The 12,159-nt window shown below is 35.4% G+C and carries 11 protein-coding genes; 5 read left to right on the top strand and 6 right to left on the bottom strand.

Annotated features, from left to right (window positions below; all coding sequences use genetic code 11):
- Positions 1 to 152: 152 nt before the first annotated feature.
- The 5 genes from ABEB31_RS19685 (at position 153) to ABEB31_RS19665 (ending at position 4,752) form a co-directional block, all read left to right on the top strand.
- A complete protein-coding gene (locus ABEB31_RS19685) occupies positions 153 to 485 on the top strand; it encodes a magnetosome magnetite crystal formation protein family (RefSeq protein ID WP_347053372.1) in 333 nt (110 codons plus the stop codon).
- A 19-nt stretch (positions 486 to 504) separates the two neighbouring features.
- Positions 505 to 1,317, top strand: coding sequence for a hypothetical protein (locus tag ABEB31_RS19680; RefSeq protein WP_347053371.1), 813 nt, complete (start codon positions 505 to 507; stop codon positions 1,315 to 1,317).
- Between the two features lie 179 nt (positions 1,318 to 1,496).
- On the top strand, positions 1,497 to 1,976 hold the full coding sequence (locus ABEB31_RS19675) for a hypothetical protein (RefSeq protein WP_347053370.1): 480 nt from the start codon (positions 1,497 to 1,499) through the stop codon (positions 1,974 to 1,976).
- A 655-nt stretch (positions 1,977 to 2,631) separates the two neighbouring features.
- Complete coding sequence (locus ABEB31_RS19670; protein WP_347053369.1) at positions 2,632 to 3,543, top strand: helix-turn-helix domain-containing protein; 912 nt, start codon at positions 2,632 to 2,634, stop codon at positions 3,541 to 3,543.
- A gap of 255 nt (positions 3,544 to 3,798) precedes the next feature.
- Positions 3,799 to 4,752, top strand: a complete 954-nt coding sequence (locus ABEB31_RS19665) for an alpha/beta hydrolase family protein (protein WP_347053368.1) — start codon at positions 3,799 to 3,801, stop codon at positions 4,750 to 4,752.
- Between the two features lie 239 nt (positions 4,753 to 4,991).
- On the opposite strand, the gene ABEB31_RS19660 is transcribed toward ABEB31_RS19665, so the two are convergent.
- The 6 genes from ABEB31_RS19660 to ABEB31_RS19635 form a co-directional block, all read right to left on the bottom strand.
- Entirely contained in the window at positions 4,992 to 5,426 is a 435-nt protein-coding gene (locus tag ABEB31_RS19660; RefSeq protein WP_347053367.1) for a hypothetical protein, read from the bottom strand.
- Positions 5,427 to 5,650: 224 nt separating this feature from the next.
- Positions 5,651 to 6,580 carry an alpha/beta hydrolase gene (locus ABEB31_RS19655; RefSeq protein WP_347053366.1) on the bottom strand — a complete coding sequence of 310 codons (930 nt, stop codon included), beginning with the start codon at positions 6,578 to 6,580 and terminating at the stop codon, positions 5,651 to 5,653.
- 10 nt (positions 6,581 to 6,590) lie between these two features.
- Entirely contained in the window at positions 6,591 to 7,472 is an 882-nt protein-coding gene (locus tag ABEB31_RS19650; RefSeq protein ID WP_347053365.1) for an NmrA family NAD(P)-binding protein, read from the bottom strand.
- 71 nt (positions 7,473 to 7,543) lie between these two features.
- Positions 7,544 to 8,107, bottom strand: coding sequence for a Crp/Fnr family transcriptional regulator (locus ABEB31_RS19645; protein ID WP_347053364.1), 564 nt, complete (start codon positions 8,105 to 8,107; stop codon positions 7,544 to 7,546).
- A gap of 337 nt (positions 8,108 to 8,444) precedes the next feature.
- Positions 8,445 to 9,710: a DUF4374 domain-containing protein gene (locus ABEB31_RS19640; protein WP_347053363.1), complete on the bottom strand. Its 1,266-nt coding sequence runs from the start codon at positions 9,708 to 9,710 to the stop codon at positions 8,445 to 8,447.
- Between the two features lie 25 nt (positions 9,711 to 9,735).
- Entirely contained in the window at positions 9,736 to 12,111 is a 2,376-nt protein-coding gene (locus ABEB31_RS19635; RefSeq protein ID WP_347053362.1) for a TonB-dependent receptor, read from the bottom strand.
- Positions 12,112 to 12,159 lie beyond the last annotated feature (48 nt).

Below are 12,159 nucleotides of genomic sequence, written 5' to 3'. Positions count from 1 at the left end.
CAGTCTCCAGCCCTTTATATACAAGGCATTACGCATTCTTGTAGATAGAAAATAGATGCTCAAAAGAAAATCTGTAGACAGTTTGTATATGTCTATGTTGCTTTTGACAAATCAAATAGATGTAGTTTTGGATTGAATTTAAAACTACATCAATGAACAAGAAAACATTATCGATCGTTTCGTACATCACCATAATCGGATGGATTATCGCTTATGTAAATTACAACAATTTACCTGTTAAAGATTCTTTAGTTAGATTTCATCTTAAACAAGGATTAGGAATTGCCATATTAGGTATAGTACTTTCAGTTGCTTTGACTATCATTGCTATTATTGTACCCACTCTTGCCACTATATTGAGTTTATTACAACTTGGTATTTTAGTATTGTGGATTATGGGAATCATTAATGCCAACAATGAGCAGGAAATTCCTGTACCTGTCGTTGGAAAATTATTTACTGATAAATTTGATTTCATTAAATAAAGTTATTTAGCCAGTACGAATGGAAACAATTTCCTACTGGCTTTCTGTCATTGAACCAAAAACCATTACTATGAAAACAGGCTGCTTACTTGGGATCTTCCTTCTCTTTTTTAATCTGATAAACTGTCAGATTATAGATAATAAAATACAAGGATACTATCAGGCCGAATCTGATTCTAATATGTATTCGTTTTTTGATTTTGATGGCAATGGTAAAGTAAATATCGCCGGCTTGGGGACCGGCGATTATTTTACCAAAGGAGACTCCCTTATTGTCTATCCGGATAAAAGCATTTTTAAATTTATAGTAAAAGGAAAGACGCTGACAGGAGTTTCGAAATGGGTTGGAAATAAAGCCTGGGTTAGAAAAGATACTACAACTACAAACAACCGGAAAGATGCCGCCCTGTCTCAAAATAAAGCAGCTTTATTATTTGAATATTATAAGCTAACCGACAGTGCTAAAACACTAGATTTTATGCTGGATGAGAAAATTAACAACTCTCATACCGAAAAAATCAGCTTGCTTTGCAATAAAGGACTGGGAAAAGCCTGTCTGGATTATTTCGGAATACTGTTAATTCAGGATCAGGGATTGGGATCGCTGCTGAAACCTGAAAAAAGTACAAAAGCAAAATCTCCTAATAAAGAAATCATTGCTTTGGGAAATAAAATTATTGCACAAGGCGAACTGGAGGGTTATACTGTATTAGGTTCTTATTATTATATTCTGGGAGACCAAAAAAAGGCCGAAGAGCTTTGGAATACCGGGGCAGATAAAGGAAGCCAGAAATCGGCAATGGCCTTGTTTCAACTCGAAATAGGGCAATAAATTAAACATGATATCATTTATACTACTCCTTATGCAGCTTGTAAGTCAGTTTGTTTATGACTTATTGAACTAAATTGTCAAGTAAGCTGTTTATTAATTATTATACTATTACCATCGAAATGAAAACAAAAACACTCCTATTCGCCGCTATGGTATTTCTTTTCTTTCAATCCTGTAAAATGGAAAATACACCCGAGGAATACTTCGATATTACCACATTAAACACCAACATTTTCTTTGAGTTTGGCTCCCGGGATTTCAAAAGAATGCAGCAGGATAAAAAGGGCGGCCAACTTATGGCTTTTGATGATAAAAGCACATTTGTTGCCAAATCTTATGAAGATCATATTCTCCGATTTAAAATTCCTTATCTGCAACAAGCTATAGATAAAATTAAAGATTTAAAACCCACAGATGAAACGGCTCCCATGATAAACGCCTCACTGGATCTCTTTAATTTTGTAAAAAAAATATACAAAACCGACTATCTTAAAACAGCGCGCCTGATGGACCAGAACGTTTCACAGGAAGAAATTGACAAAGCCATCTTAAAAATAGATACCGATAATGTACCTGAGTTTGACCGCAGGTATAAAAAATTACGCGATCTTGCGCTTCCATACGCAGAAAAACACGGTATCAAGGTTAAAAACTTTTAACTTAGCCCATTATTTAGTCCTGGCTTTTAATGCAATTTTTGGGTTTCCTTATACGATGCCATTTTTCGCAACTTTTATGTTATCAATTCTCCTTTAGATTTGAATGTCTTTTATAACTTCGTTTGCTGTTAAGGTTGGATCACCTGATTAAATTTTAAAGCACAAGTTTGGCAAATTGTATTGTATAAGGTTAAAAAAACTTCAATAAAATAATTTTTTGTATAATTAAAATTCTTTTCTGATGTAGCTTTACATCTGATAAAAAAACTTTAATCGATTTTCAACGATTTATATAAAATTAGATTTATATGATATTCCATTCGTTAATACAGATCTTTTTCATTTAATTATTGGTGCTAATTTACTTTCTATTAGCATTGCTGACTAACATATACAAACAGTCATAAAAATCTTTTACTAAGACAAAAGCATTTGTAAGTGCCAACACTCTCCTGCCTCATTTTGACTACAACATTCCTCATTTAGACTTATCTTTAAAAATCCTTTTTTATGAAATTTACATTTTAAAAATTTATTAAAAATCGAAAAATTATTAATACACAAAAAGCAGTGCAACATTCCTGCTTTAAAAAATGAAGGGAAATGAAATAGCCTGAATTAAACAGTATTAATTAATTTTATTTAAATTTAAATGATGAAAAAAGAAGATCCGACCCACCGAAAATTTGATTCTCTTACTGATTTCCATAAGGCACTTGGTCTGCCAAAGCCACTACATCCTTTGGTCAGCGTAATTAATCTTGAGGATGTTAATGTGGTGCCAGAGGAACTATCTGAGAGGATGATTCTCAATTACTATAAAATTGCATACAAAACCAGTGTAGCCACAGTTAAATATGGTCAAAGTTATTATGACTTTAGCGAAGGAGGCTTAATTTTTACTGCTCCAAACCAATTATTCGAAAGTCCCGATGAAATTAAAAGGTCCGGTTATGTACTGTTGATACATCCTGATTTTCTTTTATCGTATCCTTTGGCAACTAAGATAAAGGACTATGGCTATTTTTCATATTCTACTAATGAAGCGTTGCATTTATCGGATAAAGAGAAAAACATCATTCTCTCTATATTTGATATTATTTTGGATGAATTAAACAGCCGCATTGACGATTTCAGTCAGGATGTAATTATTTCACAGATCGAATTATTACTAAATTATTGCAGTCGTTTCTACAAACGCCAATTCATTACAAGGAAAACCGTTAACAGTGGTTTACTCGAAAATTTAGAAGTTATATTGGAAGACTATTTCAATAATCACCAAACTTCTACCCACGGTATTCCTACTGTTCGATATCTCGCAGACCTTTTAAATTTATCACCAAGTTACCTCAGCGACATGTTACGGTCGTTAACCGGTCAAAATGCGCAACAACACATTCATAATAAAATGATTGAAAAGGCTAAGGAACTATTATCAACCAGTGAACTGACAATTTCAGAAATAGCGTATCAATTGGGTTTCGAGCATCCGCAATCCTTTAGCAAACTCTTTAAAACAAAGACGAAAATATCTCCCGTCGATTTTCGACATTCATTCATGTAGTTGGAGAAGCTACCAGACTTGAAGTCAACATCAAAAATATTCTGAAAAGCATTTGTATAAATGTAATTGATAAAGAGAAACAAATTCCACTAAAACTATACGGAATTTGTTTCTCATTTTTTTTTTTTTTCAAAATATTGAAAATAAGTGCTTTAACAGTCATTCTCATTTCGACTAAGCAAATCCTCAATTAGGCTACGTACTACGGCGTAAATCTATCAACCTTTGTGTATTGTTAAACTAAAATATTAAACGATGAAAAATCAAATTTCAGTAATTGGACTTAGTACAAATCCTGTTATAACTTACAGTCCCTTAGTAATGGCCGTTTCTGACAGACCTGTGGATCTGCACCTGAAAATATCTGCACCTGTGAATGGAAATAAGCTTCCTATTTTAATTTTATCGCATGGTCATGGTCCCTCCACCTATCTTTCTTCATTGAGAGGATTAGCACCTTTGACCGAGTTTTTCTCTTCGAAAGGCTTCATTGTAATTCAGCCAACACATCCCGATTCCAAAATCCTGGGTCTTGATCCTACAGGTCCCGAAGGACCATTATTTTTGAAATCAAGAGTAAAAGACATGCATTTTATTCTTGACAATCTTGACCAAATCTTAACTACAGTGCCAGGATTGGAAAATCGTGGCGACAAATCACAAGTATCTGCTATAGGCCACTCACTGGGTGCTCTTACATTGGGAATGCTTGCAGGTGCCGAAGTAACTGACCATGTAACCGGAGAAACTATAAGTATGCCCGATCCCCGATTAAAAGCGCGAGTTTTGATTGGAGCTCCTGGAAGTCCGGAAGGACTGAACGGTGATTTTGCACTAACAAATTATCCGATCTTAAAAGGCATTAACTATAAAACCATGTCTCTTCCTGCACTTATAGTATATGGTGATAAAGACATAAACCTCCATTTTTCAGACGTTGAAGCTTGGCGTGCAGATCCTTATCATGACGCTCCGGGAGATAAAAGTTTACTTACGGTATTTGGTGCAGAACACATCTATGGTGGCATTTCAGGATGGGATGTTGCTGAAACATCTGATGAAAACCCCGAACGTGTTGCTTTTGTCTGTGAATCTATTTTAGCCTACATAAATTCCTCAATGAATACTGGTGATGACAGTTGGGAACAATTAGAAAAAGATTTTCAAAAGGATCCTCATGCAAAAGCACGTATTGATAATAAATCATAAGTTCTTATCATAAATCTTTTCTGTTAGCATAACGAAATAAATATGTGTAGACTGATGAACTCGCAGTCTACACATATTTATACTTTATAAGGTTCTGTACAATAATCAGCTTTTTTATCTGGCGAGTATAACTTTCAGGGCAGAATTTTGCAATATAAATTTATTTTTTCTACGCACCTGCAGTTTTTTAATTTTATGTGCTTTTCCATTACCTTTTTTTCTAAGTAATAACTTAGAATTTATTTTTTACTGCTTTTTTGGATTGTGTCTTTGTTTGCACGTTGCTTTGGGTCAGAGTGCGGTGTGTATACCGCCCCGTCTTTAGCACTATTTCCGGGCCCATTTTCTACTCCCGTACCCTTCGTTTCCTTTTCTCCGGACGTTGCACTTTGAGCGCCGGTTATCGATCCAGATCTTGCACTTCCAGCATTCACATCACCAGAATTTGCAGACTGGTATCCCGTTGACTGAACACCTGTCGGCTGTGTGTTTGATCCTACTGCACCATTAGTTACGCCCGCAGAATCACTCACAGTTTTTGCCGTGGAGTTTTCTGAGTGTGGGTTTGGGTTGGTGTAAATTTCATCACTGTACCCATCCTGGTTTTTACATGAAAATAACAAGCAAGTCAGAGTAATACCCAATGTAATTGTTAATTTGATTTGATTTTTCATAATATAAGAATTTGGTGTCTATGATTCAAATCTAGAGCAAGCACAACTTCGGATTTTATAAAATTTCAATTTAATATTACAACTACCTCATCTGTAACTTTTTCCTTTGCTTTTTCATTAGAATACATTTCTAGCAACTCCTACACAGCTATTTTCAGTCAAAAAATATCTAAGACATTAATTCAATCTCAAAATTCTAAGTGCAAATTGGGATTTCGACTCATTCAGCTTAAAAAAGCAGTAACCAGTTCAATAACTTTACCGGGATTTTCCTCAATCATATAATGTCCACTGTCCAAAATCCCCTCGACTTTGCCATTACTTGCAAAATAAGGCAATCCCATTTTTATATAGCCGTAACTGGAATTGCTACCAATACCCAAAACGGGAATTTGCATGGGTTTATAGTGGGTAGCATCTTCTATATCTTGTGTAAAACTTTGATACCAGGCATTACTGGCCCGTATATTTTCGGGTTGGTCGTACACTGATGCATACACTTCCCTTTCAAAATCAGTCATTTTTTTATCATCCAGCATTACATATGAAAAAAGGTAGTCGAGCAAAAACCTGTATCTGCCCTCTAATAATTTTTCAGGCAGATTCTTAACCTGATTAAAAGCCATCCACCAAACATAAGGGGTGTTAATATCTATCTTATCGGTAAAAGTTCCCTTTGACGGTATGAGTGGCATTTGTAACATACCCTCAGTAGGATGTGCTCCGTCCATCACTATTAACTTATCAATTGCTTCGGGATAATTAAAGGCGTAACTCATTGCTACCATGCCGCCAATGTCATGGCCTAACAGATTCACTTTTTTAAATCCGAGATGCCTTACGAGATCATAGATATCTTTAGCCATTGGTTTTTTGTCGTAACCATTTTCCGGCTTTTCCGAACTCCCCATACCTCTTATATCAATAACCATTACATTATATTTTTTTGCAAGTTGGGGTGCGATTCGATGAAACGAATACCAGGTCTGAGGCCATCCCGGCAGACATAATAAGGGAGTGCCGCTGCCGCTTTGTACATAATGCAGCTGAACCCCGTTGACCGTTACATATTTATTTTCAAATCCGGGCCATTGTTTTATGAGCTCTTTATCAGAGTATTGGTCTGGACTATGCTCTTTATTTTCTACATTCATAATTTAACTTTTAAATATTATCTTTGACTTCAGACCACACCAAATCCGGGTATCTCTGGTTATCCAGTTCCTCGTGATGCACCAGAAACATACTATAAAGATATTGTGCCTGTTGCCATTTTGGGTATAGCTCATTTTCTCCTGCAGGGTCTTCTGCCCGTTGCATTTTATTGTAAGCTGAAAATCCTTCCATAGAACCCATATCCACAAGTTCAAATTCTGTGTTCTTGAACTCCTTGCTTAATTCAACTAAATCAAGAGGACTAATTTGGAAACTCGCAATTCGTAAAAACCTTGGTGTAGTACTATCTAGTGCAGCTTTTGCTGTAAATGCAGCAGTATCGTCCATAGTGGTAAAATCCATTCTCCAGTCAGCTTTATTCTCGTAGTAAGCGACGGTTTGAGATTTCACATTAAAGAGCGGCGTATTGTATCGCAATATATCGGCAAAGCAGCCATTAAAAATAGTCGTCGCTTTTATAGGGCTGCTGTCCAGATGTCTTTGAAATTCTTTGCGTAAGTCAAAATTTCTGTTTTCACCGTATGGTATACCGGTAAAGTCAGAGGAGAAATCCGAAGGTATAAAACGTTGTACACCAGCAGAAATAGCTGCATCTAAAATTTTTAACTGAGTATCAACAATTACATCATGCAGACCTGTAACTGCAGATACAACACACTGCGCACCTTGTAAAGCAGTAATCAGCTCTTCTCTATTAAGGAAATTAACCACAACAACTTCGATACCCATTTTTCTAATCGAATCTACTTTTTCGGGATCACTGCTGCTGCGGACAATTGCTTTAACATGAGCACCGTTTTTAATTAATTGGGCCGCAATTCGATACCCTAAATTACCTGTAGCACCAGCTACCACAATAGTGTTTTTCATTGTCATTATTTTTATAATGTAAAGTTAAAACGCCACTGGCTTTTAAAAAGCTACCATTTGGTAGGTAATTACTATTTGATGTTTTTTCGGATTCTGCTTAGAGCATTTGGAGTGATACCAAGGTAGGATGCAATTTGTTTGACAGGTACCCTCTTCATCAGTTCGGCATCCCGGATAAATTCCAAATAGCGCTCTTGCGCCGATAAGGTTTGAAAACTAATGATTTGGTCGATCATGCGAATAGCCATGTTTTCCCAGGTAATCCTGCCAAACTCCTGCCATGCGGGGATTTGTTTATATAACATTTCCATGTCTTTTTTATGGATGCAATACAATTCTGTTTTTTCGATAGCCTCAATATTAAAGCGCGTAGGGATTTGAGGGTTTAAACTTGAAATTTCTGTAAAAAATTCATCTTTGATAATTACCCATGCTGTTAATTGATCTTCATAATCTCCGTAGTAAAAACGCAAAGCACCAGATTTTATAAAATAATAATGATTGGCAATTTGTCCGGTTTTTAAAATAAATTGCCCCTTTTCAACTTTTAATTCCTGAAAATTCGACAAAATAACCTCCAGATCACTCTCTTTAATTTCTACTTTGGTCTTAATGAAATCAGTTAATTGCTGCATGGTTTATAATTGTATTATTTTGCTAAGATACAGACTGCATATTAACTTTAAATAAATTAACGGATAACAATTTCTATTGATAATGGTTGCTCTTTATTAGTTTTAGAAATAAATTCCTCCATTTCATCGTAAGATCTTATTTCATGAATAGTGAGTTTCAGATAAATCAAATCAAATAAGTTTTATTGTTTACTATATTCAAATCCCTGTATTCGAATTAATAAAAAAGTGGTTTATCTGCTGAAATCTCCCAAAGGATTGAATAGTTGTGTTTTTTGAAACAAAAAAGCCATTTCATCCTATTGATAAAATGGCTTTTAAGTGAACTGAGGAGAATTTAGTCTTTAATAATATTGAAGCCCATAATTCTTCCGCTTTCTTTTAAACGGAAAGTTTCTTTAACTGTTCTTGTAGTTGGGTTGTACTGGTTAACTCCAGAGAAACCGTCTGTGGTACTGTTCGATAAGAAATAAATTTCTCCATTATGAAAAAAAGGATTTTGAGTCGTGTAGAAATTATCCGGCGGTAAATTTAAACGGGTCGCTTTTTTGGTAAGCGCGTCGATTTCATTCCAAAACCAAACATCATCTCTGTATTTAACCCCGTGCTGTCCACCGCCATAGTAGGAAACTGCTCTCGATGGAATTGTAGTATATATTTTGCCATTGTGAGCAAAAAGCCTGTTGAATTCTGCAGGAAACTGATACGATTTCATATCAATTACGAAAGTAGTATCAAAGTTAACCTCTCCCTTTTTGATTCTAAGGATTTTTGAAGAAAGTGCAGAAGATTGTAGTTTCATATCACTTACAGAGGCAAAATACAAATCGCCTGTCACTTCATCCAGACTCCATAAAACGTGATCGATAAAGACACCTAAATTAGTTGTACCAGTCATTCTGGTCACGTTTTCTATTTTTTTTGTAGTAAGGTCATAGACTGCAATGGCAACATCAGCAGTTGATGGTGTTACCTGCCAGTTTCCGGCAGCTTTACTTCCTAACAATAAATCCAGGTATAATTTGTTGTCTCTTTTTGCGATAATCAACTGTCCAACAGATTCTAATGGCTGTCCTTCCGAAAGAGAAGAAAAATCAATCTCACCTGTTCTCTCCATAGTAGTTGGGTTAAATGTCTGAAGTTTTAAACCTCCTCTCACTTTGTCCCAATAGTAACCTTCTGATGCACTAACTACTAAGTAATTAGTTTCATAAGCATTGGACATTGAAGGTAAGAAACCCTGCTCTACGATTTTACCAGAAGCATCAATTCCCATTTTATTGATTCCCTGTTTGGTATTTGAAACATCATTTACTTTAAAAAGCGTTTTATCTAATGTCCTTCCGCCCAGAGAAGAGGCAACCTGAAGAAAAGGAAGTCCTGATAAATTAATTTCTCTTGATTTGTTGTCTTTTAAGGCATAGACTCCACCGCTCCAGTTGGCCGCACCATTATAAATAACCCATGTTTCATTTTTAGGCAGTGTATCGTCTGTATTTCCGTTATCCGGAGTGGTATTATCGTCATTGCTGCTGCAAGAAAATAAAAGCATACAAGCAGCCATTCCTGCAAGTACTGATCGAAGTGAATTGCTTCTTTTCATAAGTGATCTGATTTTTTGGTTTGATTTAAAAAAAATTATATACTAATTTGAGATGAAAAGACCTTCCCGGCCTCTGCACATTAAAATTGTCATAGAGATTTACATTTCCGATATTTCTGCATTCTGCAGACACAGTAGTTTTATAGGCAGAAAAATGATAATAAACACCAATATCATTTGAGAACTGTCCTGTTCTTCCGTCTTTTGGAATTATTAATGAGGTCTGAAAATCTTTTACTGGACCAAACAAAGAAGGTTCCTGATTTTTAGGAATGGCGACCAAAAAGAATCGGTGCGTATAATTAGCGTTCCATGTAAAGCGTAAGCCATCACCTTCACGAAATATATGTTTGAAAGATGCACCGGCCCAGAAATTTCCAAACAAAAACGGAATATTAGGAACTCTTGAATCGTTAAGATATTTGAAAGTCGATTCCTGAATTCCAATTCTTCTAATATCCTGATAGGTGACATTAAATCCGGTATTCAGCCAATTTAGCGGAGAATAATTGGTTTCAAACTCAAAACCTTTTATTTCAGTCTGTTCGTAATTAATGTATCTGCTGAACGGAATATCATATTGTAGAAAAATGCCGTCTTTTGCATTTCTGTAAAACAAATTACCCGAAAAAACAAGGCTGCTATTTTCTCTAATAATAGAATACTCCCCGTTTACATTTATATTATTGCTTTTTTCAGGCTTTAAATCTAAATTTTCTTTAATCAGGACCGCATCTCCAAATACCTCAGATTCATCGGGAAGACGAGTGGCATATTCATACGAGAACTTAATTAAATAGTTTTTTTCTGCCCATTTAAGGCCGGCGAGATATCCAAATTGGCTGTCTGATTTTGAGGACTTCCATGCTGCACCATAATTATCTGTTGTATAACCATTGGTATTGTAATGATAGAATTTGGCGGCTGTAATACCTTCCAGTTTATCATCAAACCATAAAGAGCGCCAGGCTAGTGCCATATTATCTTTTCTGTATTCTGCCAGAATCGTCATTACATCAATCCCTTCAATTGGAGAAATGGCTCCTAAAGGATCACTCCCCTTTCTTCTTTGATATTGAAACAATTCACTAAACTCTAAAAAATTACGTTTAGACAACTCATATTCTGCGCTCAGCCTGGAAGAAACCAAATCGTAATTCAGCTTTTGGAAATTTCCTGACCGTATTTCGCCCGCCTGCAAATTTTCTCCGATAATGTCGCCATTCCAGTTGTATCGAACGGTGGATGTATCTATAAAACGGGTATTAAAATGACTGTAATTACTCAGGAAACTAACTTTTAATTTCTCCTCAAAAAATTTCTTTTTATAATGAACCATTCCAGTGTAATTCTGCTCTTTCGAAAAAGCCTGTCCGTAAACATTCACCATTTGCGCATCATTCTGGATCTGTTTGTAGAAATCAGAATAAATTAAAGTCAGACGGAGATCATCTGCCCAGGATTTGTCTTTTATCCCAATAAAACCCTCGCCATAATTGGATTTTGTCTTGTCGTGAAAACGCTTTACCTTTTTAAAGTGCTCATTTGTAGCATTCTGAATGGGTACATTTACTTTATAATCGTTATCGGAATAATTTAAAGAACCGCTGAATCCGCCATAAAAATTTCTTTTATTTTGGAGGTAAAAATTGGCTGTTGCACGATGTGTATTAAAAGAAGCAATTTCATAAGATATTTCTCCAAAATTTTTGTTCGAAGTCCGGCTGACTAAATTTACGCCTCCGCCCAGCGCATCAGAAGCAAGATAAACCGGCATTACACCTTTGTAAATCTCAACTCTGTCGAGCATATTTACGGGTATTGTTCCTAAACTAAATCCGTGTCCGAACAACTCTATCGGTATTCCATCTTTAAAAATTCGTATTGCTTTTCCCTGAAGTCCGCCCAGATTGATCTGAACCTGTGAACCTATATTTCCATTTGTCCTTAACTTTACTCCGGAAGCACGGTTTAAGAAATCGCCGACATCTCCCGCTTTATCATATTGCTTTTTAAGATCGATAACCTGAACAGAAAAAGGCGATTGCTGAATTTGAGTTTTTATGGATTTGTTCTGCACCAGAACTTCTTTAAGATCAGCAGATAAAGGGTTTCCATCAAATATAAACTTGAAATGATTCTCTGTATTACAATCAACAGAAATTGTTTGTTTTAATTTAATTCCCTTATTATCTAAAGCTTCAATAATATGCGAACCCGATTCAAAAGAAACTTCTAATACGCCTGAATTATTCGTTATACCTAATGATTTATTATTTGATAGTATCGTTATATTTGATAATGGTTTTCCAAGATTATCTTCGATCTGAAAACGAACCGGACAGGCATGCGTGTAAAAAATACCGGCCAGAAAGATCAAAATAAGGTGTAATTTAAGCACGAACTTCTTTTTATTTAAACTAATTATAAATTATATTTGCAATGCAAA

Origin of the sequence: Flavobacterium olei (genome assembly GCF_039749035.1) — a bacterium.
Lineage (GTDB): Bacteria > Bacteroidota > Bacteroidia > Flavobacteriales > Flavobacteriaceae > Flavobacterium > Flavobacterium olei.
The sequence above is the reverse complement of the archived record's forward strand: the minus strand, read 5'-3'. Positions and strand labels throughout refer to the sequence as shown.